This window comes from Polaromonas sp. P4_F4 (genome assembly GCF_056401355.1).
This window is the reverse complement of record NZ_JBFUJO010000015.1, coordinates 1-19,893: the sequence shown is the minus strand read 5'-3', so window position 1 is coordinate 19,893 and position 19,893 is coordinate 1. Positions and strand designations below refer to the sequence as shown.

Annotated in this window: 18 protein-coding genes and 1 pseudogene; 13 read left to right on the top strand and 6 right to left on the bottom strand. The window is 67.4% G+C overall.

The features are described from left to right. Positions 1-126: 126 nt before the first annotated feature. Entirely contained in the window at positions 127-591 is a 465-nt protein-coding gene (locus tag AC1DUR_RS16040; RefSeq protein WP_477719706.1) for a universal stress protein, read from the bottom strand. Between the two features lie 24 nt (positions 592-615). Next, entirely contained in the window at positions 616-3,303 is a 2,688-nt protein-coding gene (locus tag AC1DUR_RS16035; protein WP_477719705.1) for a bifunctional acetate--CoA ligase family protein/GNAT family N-acetyltransferase, read from the bottom strand. Positions 3,304-3,674: 371 nt separating this feature from the next. On the opposite strand from AC1DUR_RS16035, the gene AC1DUR_RS16030 reads away from it, so the two are divergent. After that, complete coding sequence (locus AC1DUR_RS16030) at positions 3,675-4,079, top strand: TraR/DksA family transcriptional regulator (protein ID WP_477719704.1); 405 nt, start codon at positions 3,675-3,677, stop codon at positions 4,077-4,079. Between the two features lie 40 nt (positions 4,080-4,119). Next, positions 4,120-4,587 carry a phasin family protein gene (locus AC1DUR_RS16025; protein ID WP_477719703.1) on the top strand — a complete coding sequence of 156 codons (468 nt, stop codon included), beginning with the start codon at positions 4,120-4,122 and terminating at the stop codon, positions 4,585-4,587. 47 nt (positions 4,588-4,634) lie between these two features. Here AC1DUR_RS16025 and AC1DUR_RS16020 read toward each other — a convergent pair whose 3' ends face one another. After that, complete coding sequence (locus AC1DUR_RS16020; RefSeq protein ID WP_477721751.1) at positions 4,635-6,389, bottom strand: PHA/PHB synthase family protein; 1,755 nt, start codon at positions 6,387-6,389, stop codon at positions 4,635-4,637. 163 nt (positions 6,390-6,552) lie between these two features. On the opposite strand from AC1DUR_RS16020, the gene AC1DUR_RS16015 reads away from it, so the two are divergent. The 11 genes from AC1DUR_RS16015 (at position 6,553) to AC1DUR_RS15965 (ending at position 18,890) form a co-directional block, all read left to right on the top strand. Further along, the gene (locus AC1DUR_RS16015) at positions 6,553-7,542 is read left to right on the top strand and encodes a zinc-dependent alcohol dehydrogenase family protein (RefSeq protein ID WP_477719701.1); all 990 of its coding nucleotides are present in this window, start codon (positions 6,553-6,555) and stop codon (positions 7,540-7,542) included. A gap of 288 nt (positions 7,543-7,830) precedes the next feature. Beyond that, positions 7,831-8,484, top strand: a complete 654-nt coding sequence (locus AC1DUR_RS16010) for a BON domain-containing protein (protein WP_477719700.1) — start codon at positions 7,831-7,833, stop codon at positions 8,482-8,484. 40 nt (positions 8,485-8,524) lie between these two features. Beyond that, positions 8,525-8,956 carry an Hsp20/alpha crystallin family protein gene (locus tag AC1DUR_RS16005; RefSeq protein ID WP_477719699.1) on the top strand — a complete coding sequence of 144 codons (432 nt, stop codon included), beginning with the start codon at positions 8,525-8,527 and terminating at the stop codon, positions 8,954-8,956. 206 nt (positions 8,957-9,162) lie between these two features. Beyond that, entirely contained in the window at positions 9,163-9,342 is a 180-nt protein-coding gene (locus AC1DUR_RS16000; protein ID WP_477719698.1) for a hypothetical protein, read from the top strand. Beyond that, positions 9,343-9,996, top strand: coding sequence for a DUF6629 family protein (locus AC1DUR_RS15995; protein WP_477719697.1), 654 nt, complete (start codon positions 9,343-9,345; stop codon positions 9,994-9,996). A 110-nt stretch (positions 9,997-10,106) separates the two neighbouring features. Continuing rightward, positions 10,107-11,498 carry a bifunctional aminoglycoside phosphotransferase/ATP-binding protein gene (locus AC1DUR_RS15990; RefSeq protein WP_477719696.1) on the top strand — a complete coding sequence of 464 codons (1,392 nt, stop codon included), beginning with the start codon at positions 10,107-10,109 and terminating at the stop codon, positions 11,496-11,498. 71 nt (positions 11,499-11,569) lie between these two features. Beyond that, complete coding sequence (locus tag AC1DUR_RS15985) at positions 11,570-13,096, top strand: thymidine phosphorylase family protein (RefSeq protein ID WP_477719695.1); 1,527 nt, start codon at positions 11,570-11,572, stop codon at positions 13,094-13,096. Then, entirely contained in the window at positions 13,096-13,998 is a 903-nt protein-coding gene (locus AC1DUR_RS15980) for a ribose-phosphate pyrophosphokinase (protein ID WP_477719694.1), read from the top strand. The genes AC1DUR_RS15985 and AC1DUR_RS15980 overlap by 1 nt, the downstream gene beginning before the upstream one ends. Beyond that, positions 13,995-14,588: an NAD(P)H-dependent oxidoreductase gene (locus AC1DUR_RS15975; RefSeq protein WP_477719693.1), complete on the top strand. Its 594-nt coding sequence runs from the start codon at positions 13,995-13,997 to the stop codon at positions 14,586-14,588. Before AC1DUR_RS15980 ends, AC1DUR_RS15975 begins: the two co-directional genes overlap by 4 nt. 73 nt (positions 14,589-14,661) lie before the next feature. Then, a complete protein-coding gene (locus AC1DUR_RS15970) occupies positions 14,662-17,514 on the top strand; it encodes a cation-translocating P-type ATPase (RefSeq protein WP_477719692.1) in 2,853 nt (950 codons plus the stop codon). A 119-nt stretch (positions 17,515-17,633) separates the two neighbouring features. Beyond that, a complete protein-coding gene (locus tag AC1DUR_RS15965) occupies positions 17,634-18,890 on the top strand; it encodes an MgtC/SapB family protein (protein WP_477719810.1) in 1,257 nt (418 codons plus the stop codon). A 12-nt stretch (positions 18,891-18,902) separates the two neighbouring features. On the opposite strand, the gene AC1DUR_RS15960 is transcribed toward AC1DUR_RS15965, so the two are convergent. The 3 genes and pseudogenes from AC1DUR_RS15960 to AC1DUR_RS15950 all read right to left on the bottom strand — a co-directional run. Beyond that, positions 18,903-19,346: a hypothetical protein gene (locus AC1DUR_RS15960; RefSeq protein WP_477719691.1), complete on the bottom strand. Its 444-nt coding sequence runs from the start codon at positions 19,344-19,346 to the stop codon at positions 18,903-18,905. Positions 19,347-19,360: 14 nt separating this feature from the next. Then, positions 19,361-19,654: a hypothetical protein gene (locus AC1DUR_RS15955; RefSeq protein WP_477719690.1), complete on the bottom strand. Its 294-nt coding sequence runs from the start codon at positions 19,652-19,654 to the stop codon at positions 19,361-19,363. After that, a pseudogene (locus tag AC1DUR_RS15950) lies at positions 19,655-19,893 on the bottom strand (IS4 family transposase); the annotation flags it as partial. It lies immediately after the preceding gene.

Genomic DNA, 19,893 nt, shown 5'->3' with positions numbered 1-19,893 from the left:
AAAAGGTGCGCCACGATGAAGCAGATTTCCGCACGGGGACAGGCGACAAAGCCGTCCCTGCGCAGGGCTGCGGGAAGCCGGCCGCTTCTTCTCACCGGGGCACATCAACGCGGGCATCAGCGGGCATCAACCGGCAGACGGGTCGCCCCGCACCACCAGCACCGGTACCGGCGCATGCCGCACGATCTGCTCGGCATCACTGCCCAGCAACACCCGGCCGATGCCGCGGCGCCCGTGCGAGCCCACCACGATCAGGTCTGCCTTGATGCGCCGCGCCTGCTCCGCCACATGGTCGCAAATGCGGCCCGGGCCTTCCACAACCAGCACGGAGTCGGCCTCCACGCCCTTGTCCACGGCCTTTTGCCGCTCATGCGCCAGCAATTTTTCGCCCGCCTCCCGCATCAGCGGAATGATTTCATTGAGGTAGTTCATCGCCGGCTCGAAGCCGTTGACATAGCTGAGCTCGTCCACGACATGGACCAGCCGCAGCCTGGCGCCGGTCAGCTGGGCCAGCCTGATGGCTTCGTCGAGTGCTTTTTCCGAGGTGGGGCTGCCGTCGACCGGCACGAGGATTTGATGGTAGGTGGACATGGTGGCTCCGGAGTTGAAAGGATTTCAGCGCAGCGGCAGGCGCATCATCATGGTGTCTTGGGACGGCTCGGCCGAGACCTCGAAGCCAGCCTGCCGCGCCAGCGCGGCCATGCCGGTGTTCTCCTGCAGGCACTGCCCCACGACTTCGGCCGTGCCGCGCTCGCGCAGGTAGGCGGTCAGCTTGTCCAGCAGCAGGCGGCCCAGGCCCTTGCCCTGCCAGCCGGACGTCACCTGGATGGCGAATTCCGCGCGCAAGTTGTCCGGGTCGCACACGGCCCGCGCCTCCGCCACCATCGCGTGACCGCCAGACGCCTGGGGCGCCAGCGCAATGAAGGCCATCTCGCGGTCGTAGTCGATCTGGCTGTAGCGCGCCAACTCGGAATGCGGCACCTCGCGCCGTGCCATGAAAAATCGCAGGCGCATGTCGGCAGGCGACGCGCCGGCATAGAAGGCCATCAGGCGCTGGCCATCCTCGGGCCGGATCGGGCGCAGCAGCAACTCGCACCCCGCCAGCTGGACGCGCTCTTCCAGCGCCGACGGATACGGGCGGATGGCGAGCCGGCTGCCCTCGCCCGCCGGCACCGGCCGCAGCCTGACCCGCGCATCCAGCGCCAGCACGCCGTGCTCATCGACCAGCAGCGGGTTGATGTCGAGTTCCGCCAGCCAGGGCAGGTCGCAGGCCATCTGCGACACCCGCAGCAGGGTGGTCAACAGCGCCTGCTCGTGCGCCGCCGGGCGGCCGCGATAACCGGCCAGCAGGGGCCCCAGCCGGCTCCGGGCGACCAGGTCGCGTGCCAGGCTGGTGTTGAGCGGCGGCAGGGCTACCGCATGGTCCTTGCGCAGCTCGACGGCGGTACCGCCCTCGCCCAACAACAGGACCGGGCCGAACACGGCGTCGGTGGCGATGCCAACGATCAGTTCATGGGCGCCAGGGCGTTGCACCATGGCCTGCACAGTGAAGCCCAGCACCACCGCCTGCGGCAGCAGGCGCGTCACCTGCCCAGACATCTTCACGGCCGCAGCCCTGACGGCTTCGGCGGATGCCAGACCCAGCACGACACCGCCGACGTCGGATTTGTGGATGACCTGCGGCGACACAATCTTCAGGGCCACCGGGTAGCCGATCCGGCTGGCGGCGGCGACGGCCTCCTGCACGTCGCGGACCTGCACGGTTTCAACGCCAGGGATGCCGTAGGCCTGGAGCAGCGCCTGGGCCGACGCCCCGTCGAGCCACTCGCGGCCGTCATGCAGCACCTGTTGAAGCAGTAACCCGGCCTGCGCCCTGTCCGGCGTGAAGTCGTCCAGTGTGGCGGCCGGGAGCTGTTGCAGGGCTTGCTGGTTTCGCGCATGGCCAAGCAGCTGCAGCCACGCCGCCGCCGCGCGCTCAGGCGTGCTGTAGGAGGCGATGCCCGCCCCCGCGCTGGACTGGCGCGCAGCCGCCACGGCGGCACCACCCAGCCAGCACGTCAATACCGGCTTGGCCGATGCCTGCATCATCGGCAGGCAGGCCAGCGCGATCTCGCTGGACGCAACAATGGCCGTCGGTGCATGCATGAACAGCACGGCATCGACATCGGGCGCAGCCAGCAGCACGCGCAAGGCGTCCTGGTAGCGACTGACCGGGGCATCGCCAATGATGTCGACCGGGTTGCCGTGCGACCAGGTCGCCGGCAGGCATTCATCGAGGGCGGCCAGCGTCTGCTCACTCAGTTGCGCCAGGCTGCCGCCCCCCAACTGCAGAGCATCGGCCGCCAGCACCCCGGCGCCGCCGCCGTTGGTGACAATGGCCAGCCGCTCACCACGCCACGGGCGCGCATGGGCCAGCGTTTCCGCGGCATCGAAGAGTGACTCCAGCGTGTCGACCCGCAGCATGCCGGCCCGCCTGACCGCGGCGTCGAACACGGCGTCCGAACCGGCGAGGGCTCCGGTGTGCGAGGCGGCCGCCCGGGCGCCATCGGGCGCGCGCCCGGCCTTGACCACGATCACCGGCTTGTTGCGCGAGGCCGCACGCGCGGCCGACATGAACTTTCGTGCCGCCTTGATCGATTCCGCGTACATCAGGATGGCCCGGGTTCCCGGGTCGCTGGCCAGGTAGTCGATCACGTCGCCGAAATCCACATCGGCGCTGTCGCCCAGCGAAATGAAATGCGAAAAGCCGACGCCGCGGCTGTTGGCCCAGTCCAGCATGGCGGTGGCCAGCGCGCCGGACTGGGTCACAAACGCGAGCCGGCCCGGCTGGGCATTGCCGGGCGCAAAGCTGGCATTCAGGCTGGCACCCGGCACCAGCGCGCCAATGCAGTTGGGCCCCAGGATGCGCAGCAGGTGTGGCCGCGCAGCATCCAGCATGGCCTGCTCCAGCGAGACCCCGCCTGCGGAGCCACCCTCTACGGCCGGCTGCTTCAGCCCTGCCGTGAGCACGATGGCGGCGCGCGTACCCTTGCGGCCCAGGGCGGCGACCAGTCCCGGCACGGTGTGTGCCGGGGTGCAGATCAGGGCCAGGTCCGGCGCCTGCGGCAGCGACTCGACATCGGGCCAGGCCGGCCCGCCATCCACGCTCGCATGCCGGCGGTTGACCGGCCAGACCGGCCCCTTGAAGCCGCCGAGCTTGAGGTTGCGCAGCACCACCGACCCCAGGCTACCCTCGCGGTCGGAAGCGCCAATCACCGCCACCGACGCGGGCTGGAACAGGGCTTCAAGATTACGTACGCTCATGGAATTCCTTGTGCGCAGGCGGGCCACCCCGTCTGACAAAACCAGATTAGCGCCAATACCGTTCAGTGAAGGACCCTTGAAGCTCCCTCCCCTTCCGGGGGWGGGTTGGGGTGGGGGCCAGCGACGACCAGGTCAGCACGGTCGCTCGACGCCCACGCCGTGAGCCCCCATCCCGGACTTCCCCCAGCGGGGGAAGGAGACGATCGGCACTGCACGCGGTGTGCTAACTGAACCGTATTGAGATTAGCGCCCGGACAGCGCCAGCCTTTGCTTTAGATCAACGATGGCAGCACTTGCGCCCCACAAAATGGAATTTGAAACACGGAATACACCGTCAACGACACCTCAACGACGATCAACGAAAGCTCGCCATGGAAATCTACGACAGCAGCCAGGCACCGCGCTTTCGCCTGCTCCTCACCCAGCGCGGGGGCGAACTGCGCGCAGTCTTGCGCGCCGCCGGCCGCTTGCCCGACGAAGCAGCCGAAGCCGAGTCGCACGATGTGACGGATTTCAAGGACGTGGCAACGGAACAGTCGCTGGCGACGGTCGCCGACGCCAAGGTGGACCATGCCGCCCACGAACTCGAGCAGGTGCTGACCGCGCTGCGCCGGCTGGACGACGCCAGGCCCGACCATCCTTCGGACTATGGCTATTGCCTGGACTGCGGCGAAGCCATCGATCTGCGGCGGCTTGCGGCCCTGCCGGCTACCCCCTACTGCACCGCCTGCCAGGCCATTCATGAGCATGAACGACAGCCGGCGCTGCGGCGCTAATCCCTCCACCCACCCCACCCTGAAAACGAAAGGAAACCCCATGAGTACCAAAACCACTCAGCGTGCGCCGCCCCACGAGGCGAGCGCCGCCGATTTCGCCCCCTGGAACCTGCTGGCCAACCTCGGTCGCCTGCAGTTCGCGCTGGTAGCCGACAGTGCGAGCGCCATGTTCCGCGGCTCCGAAGCCATCCGCAAAGTCCAGCAACAGGCCGCGCACCAGGCCGCGGTCCACCACGAGGCGGCTGCACAAAGGCTGCGCGACCCGCACGGGCCTGCCGAGCTGCTCACCATTGAGTCGGACCTGCTGCGTTTCGATATGCAGGAGGCGGCCCACTACTGGCAGCAGATTGCGACGGCCATGATGAAGGCCCAGCTGGAAATGATGGGCTGCGCCAGCCACCTGCTGGGCTCCAGCGCCGGCGACAGCTTCAAGCCGGCACTGCAAGCCTGGCAAGCCAGTCTTTCCGCCTCCCTGGATGGCGCGGGGAACCGGCCGACGACGCATTAAGCTGCCGCCCCGTGGCCTGCGACCGCTCTCCCGGCCGGTCGCGCCTGTCAGTCGAGGTGCACGTAGCGGCCGGGTGCTGCCAGCGGAGCCCCCTCGAACATCACCGCGTTGACACGCGGCGGCTTGACCATGCTAGACGAGTGCTGCCTCAGCCAGTCATGCCAGCCCGGCCACCATGAACCCTCACGCCGCGCCGCCGTGTCGAGCCAGTCGTGGGGATGGGCAGGCGCCTTGCCCGGCGCATGGGAGGCGATGCGGTAGCTTGCCTGCGGATGCGCGGCAGGACCAGCCGGTGGATTGACGATGCCCACGTTGTGGCCGCCGGAGCTCAAGACAAAGCTGACCGGGCTGGAGGTCAGGCGGTGAATCTTGTACACCGAGTGCCAGGGCGACACATGGTCGGCCTCGGTCGCGACCACAAAGAGCGGCAGCTCGATATGGGACAGCCTCACCACGTGGCCGGCAGCGCGGTAGCGGCCCGCGGCCAGGTCGTTGTGCAGGTAAAGCCAGCGCAGGTATTCGCTGTGCATGCGGGCGGGCAGGCGCGTTGCATCGGCATTCCAGGCCCGCAGGGCCGTCATGGGCGTGTGCGCCCCCATCAGGTACTCATGGACCAGCTTGGACCAGACCAGGTCCTTGGAATTGATCAGCGCGAAGGCACCCGCCATCTGCCGCTCATCCAGGTAGCCCCACTCGGCCATCAGGTCTTCGACGAACGCGATCTGGCTCTCATCGATGAACAGCCCCAGTTCGCCCGGCTCGTGGAAATCGGCCTGCGCCGCCAGCAGGGTCACCGTCTTCAGCGGGTTGGGGCTGCTGCCGGCCAGGGCCGCCGCCGCGATGGCCAGCAGTGTTCCGCCCAGGCAGTAGCCCATCGCGTGGATGCGCGCGCGCGGCCGGATGGCCCGAACCGCCTGCAGGGCCGCCATGACGCCCATTTCCAGGTAGTTGTCCATGCCCAGGTCGCGATCGGCACTGTCAGGGTTCCGCCATGAAATCATGAAGACGGTGTGCCCCCGCTCCACCAGGTATTTGACCAGCGAGTCGTCGGGCGTCAGGTCAAGGATGTAGTACTTCATGATCCATGACGGGACAATGAGCACGGGCTCTGTATCCACCTCGGCCGTGACGGGCTCATACTGGATCAGCTCGATCAGGTGATTCCTGAACACCACCTTGCCCGGCGTCAGCGCCACGCCCTGTCCGGGCGTGAACTCCTCGACGCCGCGCGGCTTGCCTTCAGTGAGGACGGCGAGCGCATCGCGCGACCAGTTGGCCAGCCCGGTGGCCAGGTTGATGCCGCCATTGCCCAGCGTCTCCTTCAGGACCTGGGGATTGGTGGCGACAAAATTTGAAGGCGACAGCATGTCCAGCCACTGCCGCGTGGTGAAGGCGGCCACCTCCTCATGGTGCCGCGATACCCCTCGAACGCCAGTCATGGCCTCGGCCCACCACTGCTGCTGCTGCAAAAAGGCCTGAGCCAGGACGCTGAACGGCGGCACCTGCCACTCGGGCCGCGAAAAGCGCTTGTCCTGCGACAGCGGCTCCACGCTCACGGGGGGCTCCTGTTGCCAGGGCTGCGGCGCGTACTGCAGCCACAGCAGCCACTTGCGCAAGGCGCTGGCGCCCAGGTCAGCCTGCTTCGATGGAGAAACCACCAGGTGGCTGAGCCAGTCGGTGTAGGCCAGGATGAGCGACGCCGGCGAGATGCCGTGTGCCTGCCGGGCCAGCCAGAGCTTGAGGGGAACGTCCATGGGAGGCAGTGTGTGCTGCCCCTCGGGACGTGGGTCGTAAAGCGCCATGAAAACCCCCGTTCTGTGGCGATGGCCGCCACATGCCACATGCCACATGCCACATGATCCCACCTGCACCGTATTTTCGGCTTGCGCCAGATCAAGGACAAGCCCGCCAACCCCACCCATGCCGGGGTGGATTGCGTACCATGGTGGCATGTTGCCGACCTCGATGTTTGCAATGACCGCCGACCCCGCCGGACGGCGATTGCTGGCGGCCCACAAACCGCTGCCGCCCACCGGCGACCACGACCTGCTGGTGCGCGTGCTCGCCTGCGGGGTCTGCCGCACCGACCTGCACATCCTCGACGGCGACCTGCCGCCGCGGCGGCCCCAGGTGGTGCCGGGGCATGAGGTGGTCGGGCAGGTCATCGCCCTCGGCGTCGGGGCCACGCGGTTCACCGTCGGGCAGCGTGTCGGCATCCCATGGCTGGGCGGCGCCTGCGGTCGCTGCGCCTTCTGCGCCATGGGCCGCGAAAACCTCTGCGACTTTCCGGTGTTCACCGGCTACGACCGCGACGGCGGCTTCGCCGAGTACGCTGCCGCCAACGAGCGTTTCTGCTTTGCCCTGCCGGCACGCTACGACAACGCCCATGCCGCACCCTTGCTGTGCGCCGGCCTGATCGGCTTTCGCGCCTGGCGCCTGGCCGGCGCCGCCCTGCCGCGCCGCCTGGGCCTGTACGGCTTCGGTGCCGCGGCGCACATCATCTGCCAGGTCGCCGTGGCCCAGGGGCAGGATGTGTTTGCCTTCACCCGTGCCGGTGACCAGCCTGGGCAGGACTTCGCCCGCAGCCTGGGGGCCGTGTGGGCCGGCAGTTCCCCGGACGCCGCCCCGGCCCCGCTGGACGCGGCGCTCATCTTTGCGCCCGCGGGCGAACTGGTGCCGGCGGCGCTGGCCGCCACGCGCAAGGGCGGCACCGTGGTCTGCGCGGGTATCCACATGAGCGCCATTCCCTCCTTCGACTACCGGCTGCTCTGGGGCGAACGGGTGCTCAGGTCGGTGGCCAACCTCACGCGCGCCGACGGCGAGGACTTCTTCACCTTGCTGGAGAATCTGGCGCTGCAAACCCATGTGCAGACCTTCGCGCTGCACGACGCCAATGCCGCCGTGCAGGCGCTGCGCAGCGGGGCGGTGAACGGGGCTGCGGTGCTCATTCCCTGAGCTTTTACCTATCGCGCAGGGTCCGCCCGTAGTCCGTATCAAACACGCCACCGGACACATCACTATTTATTTTTTGCGGTCCTGGTCATCGCTGCTGGCGTCACCCCGCCGCCGGGCACTCATGCCGTTGCGCGAGATCAAATACTTATCTCGATGGGCCACGCGCAGCGTGTCGCGATTTGCGAAATATCAAGCAGGGAAAAAGCCAACGGCATAGAGTGAATTGAGCCCGCAATTCGCAGCGGCCGGCGGTCGCTTCCTGCGGCTCACGATTCAAGGAGCAAGAACATGAAAACAGATGCACAACTCAAAGCCGACGTCACGGCGGAACTCGCCTGGGACGCGGCCATCAACCCGATCGGCATCGGGGTCATTGCCAGGGATGGCGTGGTGACACTGACGGGCCATCTCGACACCTTCGCTGAAAAACGTGCCGTGGAACGCGCGGTGCGCCGCGTCGCCGGGGTCCGCGGCATTGCCCTCGAACTGGACGTCAAACTGGCTGCCGAGCACCAGCGAAGCGACTCCGAGATCGCGCAGGCCGCGTCGTCCGCATTGCGCTGGAGTTCGCTGGTTCCCGACGAGCGGGTGAAGGTCGAGGTCGAAGACGGCTGGGTGACCCTGACCGGTGAGGTGGACTGGGGCTACCAGCTCGCCAGCGCCGAGCAGTGCATCCGTCCGCTCGTCGGTGTCCGCGGCCTGACCAGCCACATCCATATCAAGCCCCGTGCAAGCTCCAGGGATATCGGCGCCGGGATCACCGCGGCGCTCACACGGCAGGCAACACGCGAAGCCCAGCATCTCGACATCGAGGTCGAGGGCGGCGTCGTCACGATCAGCGGCAAGGTGCATTCGCTGGCGGAGCATGACGCCGCCATAGGTGCCGCCTTCGCCGCCCGCGGCGTTTCGCGCGTGGTCGACAAGCTGGAGGTCGGTGCCTAGCCGTCTCCGGCATTTTTTCAACCCACCCAGGAGGATCATCATGACAACCCATCTGCGTGTATTCGAACCCGGCATCAGCGACACCTTTGAATCGGCCTTGCGCCGCTTCTTCTCACCGGTCCCGCTGGATATCAACGCCCAGGCCATCCAGATGCGCGTGGACGTCTCTGAAAAGAAAGACGCCTACGTGGTCAAGGCCGACCTGCCCGGCGTCAAGAAAGACGATATCAATGTGCGCATCGACGGCAACATCGTGCAGATCGACGCCGAGGTCAAGCAGGAAAAGGAAACCAGGGGCAGCGATGACAAGGTGCTGCGCAGCGAGCGCTACTATGGCAGCGTGTCGCGCACCTTCAGCCTGTCCCAGGACGTGGACGATGCCAAAGCCCTGGCAAAGTACGCCGACGGCGTGCTGACGCTGGAGCTGCCCAAAAAGGCCACCGCCGCTTCCAAGAAACTGACGGTGCAATAGCCGCTTTCCTCCGGCCGACCCGGCCGACCCGGCCGATCCTGCCGACAGCAGCAGCCCATCCGTGATGGGTGATGGGCTATTGCACCTTTGAAGAGCGGTTGATCTGCATCAATGGAAGGGGCCGGCAGACTCCTATGCTGTACGTATGTTGTATGGATTCCGTATGGGACGAACATTGAGTCGCAACCCCGTGGGAAAACACCAAAATGCGGAACGCCCTTCCCACCGATCTGCACCGCGCCGGCCATGCCATGACGCGGCACGACCGGGCCCGGACACTGGAAGCCAACCTGGAAGCCAGGCGCAAGGCTGCGCTGCCTGAGGCCGGCCAACCAGGCTGTCGCATCTGCATCTGCATCTGGCGGCTCCGGAAGGGAGCAGGCTGAATGTGCTTCTCTGCCACAGCCAGCTTCGCCGCAGGCGCCGGCCTTCTCGGAATCGGAATGCTGACCCTGAAACAGCCTCGCCGTCCGCGCGAACTGGCCTTCGCGGCCATCCCGCTGCTGTTCGCCGTGCAGCAGTTGAGCGAGGGCGTCCTGTGGCTGACGTTCGAGCCAGAGCCCGCCATGCCATGGCTCAATGAGGCCATGACCCAGATGTATTCCTTCATGTCCCATGTGTTGTGGCCGATCTACGTCCCGGTCGCGGTGCTGTTGATCGAACCACCAGGGCCGCGCCGGCGGGCGCTGCTCGCGCTGGTGGGCACCGGGGTCGCGGTGGGCGCCTTTTTGCTGTACCACCTGGTCGACTACCCGGTTGTTTCGCAGCTGACGGGGCAACACATCGAGTACGTCTCGCCGCCGCATTTTCTGGCCATGGCGTCGACGCTGTACCTGGTGTCCACCACGCTCAGCCTCATGCTGTCCACGCACCCGAAAGCGAAGGCCTTCGGCGTCCTGACACTGCTGTCCTTTGCCATCGCCTACGGCTTTTACACCACCTGGTTCATTTCGGTCTGGTGCTTCTTTGCCGCCTTGTTGAGCACCGTGGTGTATTTCCATTTTCTTCCCCGCCGCGTGCTCAGAGGGAGCTTCCCGTGAACGCTGCGCCCAATCCGGAAGTTGGGGGTGCCCCACCTGAGGGCAGCCAGCAAATGAGAGGGGCTGCCGCCCTGGTCAACGTCCTTTCAACGGCATTGCATGCGGAACTGATGGAAACCCACATTTCGTGGGTGCTGCTGGCTGGCGACACCGCCTACAAGATCAAGAAACCGGTGCGGCTGGCGTTCGTGGATTACGGCGACCTGGCAGCCCGGCGTCATTTCTGTGAAGAGGAAGTGCGGCTGAACCAGCGGCTGGCACCGTCGCTGTACCTGGGTGTCACGCGCATCACCGGCAGGCCGGAGGCGCCCGTCCTCGACGGTGCCGGTCCGGTGCTGGAGTACGCCGTGCGCATGCGACGCTTTGCGCCGGGTGCGCTGTTCAGCGAGCAGCTGGCTGCAGACACGCTGCGCGCCGATGATGTCGATCGGCTGGCCGCGCTGCTCGCCGACGTTCATGCGAGAGCATCCCGCGCGGATGCGACGAGCGATTTCGCGAGCCCCGAACGGCGGCGCGCCAGCGCGCTGGCGGCACTCGAAGGCGTGCGGCCGCTGGCGAGCGAGGCCGGGCTTGCCGCGCTCCGGGCCTGGCTCGAAGCCGGGGCCGGCACGCTGGCGCCGTTGTGGACCTCCCGCAAGGCGGATGGCCATGTGCGCGAATGCCATGGCGACCTGCACCTGGCCAATCTGCTGGCGCACGATGGCGGCGTGGTGGCCTTCGACTGCATCGAGTTTGACCCGGCGCTGCGCTGGATTGATGTGCTCGACGATGTGGCCTTCGCGGTGATGGACTTCGACGCCTGCGGTCGCCGCGACCTCGCCTTTCGCCTGCTCAACGGCTGGCTTGACCGCACGGGCGATCATGGCGGACTGCCAGCGCTGCGGTTTTCGCTCGTCTACCGCGCGCTGGTGCGGGCACAGGTGGAACACCTGCGCAGGGCCAACAGCGCCGCGGCGCAACGCTACCTGCAGGCGGCTCTGGGCTGGATCGGGCCCCGCGACGTGCGGCTGTCCATCACCCACGGCCTGCCCGGTTCGGGCAAAACCCTCGCATCACAGCGCCTGCTGGAACAGCAGGGGGCGATCCGGCTGCGCTCGGACGTCGAGCGCAAGCGCCTGTTTGGCCTCGGCCTGCTGGAGGATTCGCGCGCCCGGGGGCTGAACCTGTACGACGCCGAAGCCACCGCGCGCACCTACCGGCACCTGTTCGACACGGCGCGCATCGCGCTGCAGGCAGGTTACCCGGTGATCCTCGACGCGGCATTCCTGCGCCGCGCGGAACGCGCCGAGGCCCTGGCGCTGGCGCGCACGCTGGGCGTGCCGTTCTCCATCGTCGCCTGCGAGGCGCCACTGCCGGTGCTGCACGCGCGCCTGCTGGGCCGCCGGGGGGACCCGTCCGAAGCTGACGCCGCCGTGCTGGAACGCCTGCACGCCGTCGCCGAACCGCTCGCCGAAGACGAGCTTGCCTTTGTTCAGGCCCCGCCCGGGGACGGGGTTCCGTGACGGTTTTGATACCCCGCCCCAATGAGATCAACGCCCCACCTTGCCTACAGTGACTGAAACACGCCCCCGCCATGCAAACCCCGCCGATTCCTCTCACGCCCCACAAGCTGCGCCTGCGGCGGCTGGGCATAGACACCTACCAGGAGCCGGTGCTCTTCATGCACCGCGACTGCCACGTCTGCCACTCGGAAGGCTTCGAGGCGCAATCGCGGGTGGAGCTGGCGCTGGGCGATCGCACCATTGTCGCCACGCTGAACGTGGTGTCTGGCGACTTTCTCGCACCCGACGAGGCCGGCCTGTCCGAAGCAGCGTGGCGCCTGCTCCGGGCGCAGGAGGGCGACATGGTCTCGCTGCGCCACCCCGCGCCGCTCGAGTCGCTGGGTCATGTGCGCGCCAAGGTCTATGGACGGCCCCTCACCCAGGCGGCCATCACGGCCGTGATTGAAGACGTGGCCGCGGGTCGCTACTCGGACCTGCAACTGGCGGCCTTCGTCACCGCCTGTGCCGGCGACCGGCTGGACCTGGAGGAGACCGTCTCGCTCACCCGCGCGATGGTTGCCGTTGGCGACCGGATTGACTGGGGCGAAGGCCTGGTGATGGACAAGCACTGCGTGGGTGGGCTGCCGGGCAACCGCACGACCATGGTGATCGTGCCCATCGTGGCGGCCTGCGGGCTGCGCATGCCCAAGACCTCGTCGCGCGCCATCACCTCCCCAGCCGGTACGGCCGACACCATGGAGACACTGGCACCGGTGGACCTGGATGTGGCGCAGATCCGCCGGGTGGTCGAAAGCACCGGCGGCTGCGTGGTATGGGGCGGCGCGGTACGCCTGAGCCCGGCGGACGACATCCTGATCCGGGTGGAACGTCCGCTGGACCTTGACAGCCAGGGCCAGCTGGTGGCCTCTATTCTGTCCAAGAAGGTGGCTGCGGGCTCCACCCATGTGCTGATCGACATGCCCGTGGGGCCCACCGCCAAGGTTCGCAGCGCCGAGGCGGCGGATTTGCTGGGCCGGCTGCTCAGCCAGGTGGGACACGCCCTGGGACTGCAGGTGCGTGTGCTGCAAACTGACGGCCTGGCCCCGGTAGGCCGGGGCATCGGCCCCGCACTGGAGGCACGCGACGTACTGGCCGTGCTGCGCAACCAGGCCAACGCGCCGGCGGACTTGACCCAGCGCTCGCTGCTGTTGGCCGGCGAGGTTCTCGAGTTCGGCGGCGCCGCTGCGGCCGCTGGCGGACTGGCGCTGGCCAGCGCCGTGCTGGCCGATGGACGGGCCTGGCGCAAGTTCCAGGACATTTGTGCGGCTCAGGGCGGCCTGCGCGAGCCGCCCGTAGCCGCACACCGGCAAGCGGTGCATGCCTTGCGCAGCGGCAGCGTTCTCGCCGTCGACAACCGGCGCCTGGCCCGCATTGCCAAACTGGCCGGTGCGCCGGAGGCGGCTTGCGCGGGCATCGACCTGCATGTTCGGCCGGGTGAGTTCGTCGAGCGCGGCCAGCCGCTTTTCACGCTGCACGCAGCCACGCCGGGTGAACTGGCCTATGCGCTGGAATACGCGGCCTCGCAGGCCGAGACGGTGCATGTGCTGGAGGATGCCTGATGCTGATCGTCGCCCTGCCGGATGAAACCCGACTGGCGCGCACCCTGGCTCGCCTGCTGCGCTGCGACTGGAGCGTGCTGTGGCAGCACCGCTTTCCCGATGGGGAAACCCTGGTGCGCATTGACGCGCCGGTGCAGGGCCGCTGCATCGTGCTGGCCGGCAGCCTGCACCACCCTGACGGCAAGACCCTGCCCCTGCTGTTTGCCGCCGATGCGGCACGCGACCTGGGTGCCGCGCAAGTCGGCCTGGTGGCGCCCTACCTGGCCTACATGCGACAGGACCACCGCTTTCACCCGGGCGAGGCGATCACTTCGCGCAGCTATGCGCGGCTGCTGTCGGCATCGCTCGACTTCCTGGTCACGGTCGATCCGCACCTGCACCGATGGCGCAGCCTGGGTGAGATCTACCCGATCCGCACGCAGGTGGTCGCGGCAGCGCCGGTGATCGCGCGCTGGCTGCGCAGCCATGTCGACCGTCCGCTAGTGATCGGGCCCGACCAGGAAAGCGGGCAATGGGTTGCCGAGGTGGCCAGGCTGACGGATGCCCCCTGGACGGTACTGAGCAAGACCCGCCTGGGCGACCGCGATGTGCAGGTCACGCTGGCCGACAGCGGCCCCTGGCCCGGCAGGACGCCTGTGCTGCTGGACGACATCATCTCCACCGGCCAGACGCTAGTCGCCGCCACCGCAACCCTGAAGCAGGCCGGCATGCCCGCACCCCTGTGCATTGGCGTGCATGCCCTTTTTGACAGCGGCGCATTACAACGGCTGCAGGCCGCAGGCGTGACACGCGTGGTGACCTGCGATACGATCCCTCACGCCAGCAACGCCATCCGCCTTACGCCGCTGCTGGCCAGGGCCGTGCTCGCCGTTTCAAGCCATACACAGCGCAACCTGCCATGACGTCAAAAAATGTCCTGTTGATCCAGGGCCACCCCGACACGACCACCCCTCACCTGTGCCATGCTCTGGCCGCGGCCTACGCCAGCGGCGCGCTGGAGAGCGGCCACAGCGTGCGCTCGCTCAACGTGGCGGAACTCGAATTTCCGCTGCTGCGCAGCCAGAAGGCCTGGGAGGAGGGCGAGTTGCCCGCCAGCCTGCAACAGGCGCAGGACACCATCCGCTGGGCCCAGCATATCGTGCTGTTCTTTCCCCTGTGGCTGGGTGACATGCCCGCGCTCCTGAAAGGTTTTCTTGAACAGGTGGCCCGGCCCGGTTTTGCCTTTGAACGCGAAACCGGCAGCATCGCCTTCACCAAAAAGGGCCTGACAGGCCGTTCGGCCCGTATTGTGGTCACCATGGGCATGCCCGCCCTGCTCTACCGCTGGTACTTCCGCGCGCACAGCGTCAGGTCACTGGAGCGCAATATTCTGGGTTTTTCCGGCATCGCGCCGGTGCATGAGACGCTGATCGGGATGGTGGGCAATTTCAAGCCAGGCGACGCGGAGCGCTGGCTGGTGAAGCTGCGGCGGCTGGGACAAAGAGCGCTGTGACGGGCGTCACCGGGCTCGCCGAAGGACAAAGCCGGGCCATGCCCGTAACACGCACTGGGAGCTCACATCGGTGATGGCGCAGACCGGAAAATCTGAGGACCCGTCCGTCCAGGACGCTGACGAAGTAGCCAAGGCTTTCGGGGCAGACCTCGACAGCGGGCTGACGTCGCAGGAAGCCGCGCGCCGGCTCGCGGAAAAAGGCCCCAACGAACTGCGCGCAGCGCCGCGAGTACCCACCTGGCGCCGCATCCTCGCGCATTTCCAGGATCCGCTGATCTACCTGCTGCTGGCCGCCATTGCCATCTCGCTCGTCGCCTGGGCCATCGACGGCAGGGTCGGCTGGCCGGTCGATGCGATGGTGATCGCGGTCATCGTCATCCTCAATGGCGTTCTGGGTTATGTGCAGGAAGCGAAAGCCGAGCATGCCGTGGCTGCGCTGGCCCGGATGACCGCGGTGACCTCGGCGGTCGTGCGTGACGGGCAGGTGCTGCGGGTGCCGAGTGCCGAACTGGTACCCGGGGACTTGCTGGTGCTCGGCGAGGGTGACGCCGTCGGGGCGGATGGGCGCCTGGTGCTGGCCACCTCACTGCGTGTACAGGAAGCCTCGCTGACGGGCGAGAGCGAGGCGGTGCTCAAGGATGCGGCCACCCTGCGCGAACCGGCCACCCTCGGCGACCGGCTCGACATGGTCTTCAAGGGCACCGCCATTGTGCAGGGTAGCGGCCGGGCCGTGGTGACGGCGACCGGCATGGACACGCAGGTGGGCGCCATCGCCGAAATGCTCAAGGCCACCGCCCAGGAAGGCACGCCGCTGCAAAAGGAAGTCGCCCGCATCGGGCGCATGCTGGGTATCGCCGTGATCATCATTGCCCTGGTGGTGGTCGCAACCGTTTTGCTGCTGTCGGAGATCCACAGCGCGGCCGATGTCATCGATGTGCTGCTGCTGGGTGTCGCCCTGGCCGTGGCGGCCGTGCCCGAAGGGCTGCCGGCGATCCTGTCGGTGGTGCTCGCCCTGGGGGTTCAGCGGATGGCCAGGCACAACGCGATCATCAGGAACCTTTCGTCGGTGGAGACGCTGGGCTCCGCCTCGGTCATCTGCTCGGACAAGACCGGCACGCTGACCCGCTCGGAGATGACCATTGAACGGGTCATGACCGCTTCCGGCGGAACCCGTATCACCGGGGTGGGATACGCTCCCCACGGTCAGGTGGAACACGAGGGCGCCAGGCTCGGTGCCGGAGCGCTGCATGCCGAGCACGTGGTGGTGCTCAGCGGGGGCAGTCTGGCCGGCAACGCAGACCTGCGCCAAAGCGAGGACGGTGCCTGGGAGATCCACGGCGACCCCACCGAAGCGGCCTTCCTGGTGGCCGAACGCAAGCTGGGCCATGCCGAAATGCGCGAGCGGCGCGAGCAGCGTTTCGAGCGCATTGGCGACATCCCGTTCACCTCCGAGCGCAAGATGATGTCGACGATAGCGCTCGACCACGAACACGGCGATGCGGTTGTCGTGGTCACCAAGGGCGCGCCGGATGTCCTGCTGCAGAGGTGCAACCGGGCGCGGGTGGGGATGGAGTCGGTTGAACTCGACGATGAACTGCGGGCGAAGATTCTGGCTGACGTCTACACGCTGTCCGATGCCGCGCTGCGCACCCTGGCTGTAGCCTACCGCCCCCTCCGCCCGGACGAGAACCCGCAGGCCACGGACACCCTGGAACACGACCTCATCTTCGTCGGCACCGTGGGCATGATCGACCCGCCGCGCGAGGAGGCGGCGCAGGCCATTGCAGAAGCACGGCGCGCCGGCATCCGGATCATCATGATCACCGGCGACCACCCGCGCACCGCCGCCCGCATTGCCGCAGACCTGGGCATCGTCGATGCCGGCGCCACGGCGCTGACAGGCGCCGAGCTCGATGCGCTCGACGATGCGGGGTTCGCGGAGGCGGTGCGCAAGACGTCGGTCTACGCCCGGGTCGCGCCCGCGCACAAGCTGCGCATCGTCGACGCGCTGCAGGCCCACGGAGACATCGTCGCGATGACGGGCGACGGCGTCAACGACGCGCCGGCGCTGAAATCGGCGGACATCGGCATCGCGATGGGCATGACCGGAACCGAGGTGACGAAGGAGGCGGCCAAGATGATCCTTGCCGACGACAACTTCGCAACCATCATTGAGGCGGTGCGCGAAGGTCGCGGCATCTTTGACAACATCCGCAAGTTCCTGCGTTACCTGTTGTCCTCGAACATGGGCGAGGTGCTGACGGTGTTCCTCGGTGTGGTCGGGGCAGGCGTGATCGGCCTGACGGGCACGCAGACCGCCGCCGGCGGCGCGGTGGTGCTGCCGCTGCTGGCCACGCAGATCCTGTGGCTCAACCTGATCACCGACTCCTGGCCCGCGCTGGCGATGGGCGTGGACCCGCCAACCGACGACGTCATGGCCCGCAAGCCGCGCCACCTGAGTGAGCGGGTCATCGACGCCCGCATGTGGGCCGGGGTGCTCCAGATTGGCGTGGTCGTGGCCATGGTGACCCTGCTGACCATGGACCTGTACCTGCCGGGCGGGCTGATCGAAGGCACGCAAGACCTCGCCACCGCACGCACCGCGGGCTTCACGGTGCTGGTCTTCGCCCACCTGTTCAACTGCTTCAACGCCCGTTCCGAAACCACCAGCGCGTTCACACGCCTGTTCGTCAACCCCTGGCTGTGGGGCGCGGTTGCCCTGTCGGCACTGCTGCAGGTGGCGGTCGTCAACCTCGGCTTTCTCAATCTCGCCTTCGGCACCGTGCCGCTGACACTCCATCAGTGGCTGGTCTGCGCTGCGATGGGCAGCGTCGTGCTGTGGTTCAGCGAACTGCGCAAACTGGTGGGCCGCGCGCTGGACCGGCGAGCTGGCGCCCGGTGCGCGCCCCTCCAGTCACAGCCCTGAATATTGGAATATTGGCCTGATCTGCTTGACAATGAATGCGTAACTATGGTCTCCCTACGGCATCCCACCGCTCACACTACACACCGGAACCTCCCGTGGAACTCCTGCCTCCCTCCGTGATGTCCATCGTGTCATCCCTGGCTGCGGCACTCGCCGCCGGCGCTGTGGTCGGCCTCGAACGCGGCTGGCAGGAGCGCGAGCGTGCTGAAGGCGGCCGCGTTGCGGGATTGCGGACCTTCTCGCTGTTTGGCTTGCTGGGCGGCGTGCTCGGCGTCCTGAGCGAGACCCTGGGCCCCTGGCCAGTGGCCATGGGGCTCGCCGGCCTGTCCATCCTCGGGGCGGTGTCCTATCACGAGAACGTTCGCATCCATGGCAGCCTGGGCGCGACCACCGCCGTTGCCGCGCTGCTGACCTACGCGCTCGGCGTGCTGGCCGGCACAGGCCATCCCGCCATCGCGGTGGGCACGGCAGTCGTCATCGCGGTGCTGCTCGATCTCAAGCCCACGCTGCACCGCTGGCTGCAACTCGTGGAGCACAGCGAACTCAGCGCCGCGCTGCAGCTGCTCGTGCTGTCGGTCGTCATTCTGCCGCTGCTGCCGGACGCCGGCTTCGGCCCCTATGCCGCGCTGAACCCATATCGTCTGTGGTGGGCGGTGATCCTGATTGCCGGCATGTCCCTGTGCGGCCATATCGCGATGCGGTTCACCGGCCCCCAGCGCGGCATCTTCTGGACCGGCTTGCTCGGCGGCCTGGCCTCCTCGACCGCAGCCACGCTCATGCTCGCCAGGCGTGCCCGGGCGGAACCGGCGCTCACCGATGCCGCGGCGGCCGGCACATTGGCCGCGTGCGGCATGATGTTCCTGCGCATAACGGTGATCGTGTTCACGCTTCAGCCTGCGCTCGGGCGGCCGCTCGGGGTTCCCATGGTGGCTGCAGGCGCCGCCCTTCTCGGCCTGGCCGCGTGGCAGCGAAAGCGCGGCACGTCTGGCGCTGTCGCGTCGGAGGGCGATCCTATCGCGCCCTTCGGCCTGAGCACAGCGCTCGGCTTCGGCGCGTTTCTCGGCCTGATGGCCGTGCTGACCCAGGCCAGCAAGGCGTGGTTGGGCGACCCCGGCCTGTATGCGCTGGCCACACTGTCGGGGCTGGCCGATGTCGACGCCATCATCATCAGCGTGATGAAAATGCAGGCGGCGGGCGGCCTGGCAGTGACCACCACCGTGGCCGCCGTGGGCCTCGCAACCGCGGCCAACATGGTGGCGAAGGCTTGCATTGCTGCCGTGATCGGCGGGATGCCGCTCGGTCGCCCTGTCGCAGCCGGTTATGGCCTGTCGATTGCTGCCGGCTCGGCCGCCGCCGCTCTCATGATGCTGGGGTGAGCGAGCCGGAGTTCAAAACTGCCAGCGGAAGACCCGTGGCGCAGCTTCGCCCTGGCGCGCCAGCTTCAGCTCAATCGCCGTGGGCCAGGGCGCGGTCATCGCAAATTCGAGCAGCCCCTCGCGATGATGTCCGCCGGGGGCCGCGCCAGTCCAGGCCAGCGGCCTGACCTCCCGGCCATCGGCTGTGACCAGCGTTGCGATGGTCACGAGGTCATCGTTGAGGTCGCTGCTGTGGGTGTCGAGCACGATGGCGAATTGCCAGCGCGCGTTGCCGGCGCCGACCACCCTGGGCGTGACCTTCACCGTCACACCTTGCTGGACCGATGTCTGGGTTTCTGCCGGCGCACCATCTTGCGCAAACGCGCTGAACGTCGCGGCCATCAGGGGCAGCAAAAGCAGCAGGACGAGCAGGTTCTTCGCGGGAATGCGACGCCATGCCAAAGAAATGATCGCCATGTTGTGCTCCTTGTTCATACCGTCTTGAACAACGCAGAGCTCGTCGAATCCTTCACCATGCGCGTCACGCACCAGTCCGCGTAAACGGCGCCCAGCAGTCTGCCGAGCCAGCGTCCCGGCCAACCGGACGGCAGGTTGTAGTCGATCCAGACACGCAACTGGGTCTTCCCTTCCCTGGGCGCCAGGTCAAAACCCATCCGGTACGGGCCGATCAGCAGCAAGCGCGGTTCGCCCCGGGTTTCCCAGGTTTTCAGGACAGGGGGGTTGTACTCGCTCACGACCTCTTCAACACTTAGGGCGAATGGCACTTACTTTGGCTCATAGGCATGACCATGCCTCTGGACGTGTCGGCGAGCCTGGTCGCGGGGCACCTTCAACCAGGGGTAGGGTTTGGGCCTTCGTTTTCGCATTCGCGGCTCGATGCGTCCGGGTCGATGGCCGACCCTGCATTGTGCGATCAACGTGAATAGCCGCCCGCAATCCTTCGTGGCCGAGAGGCCTCGCGAGACCCACTCTGTCCACAGTTGCACCGTGTGCTTGAAGCTCA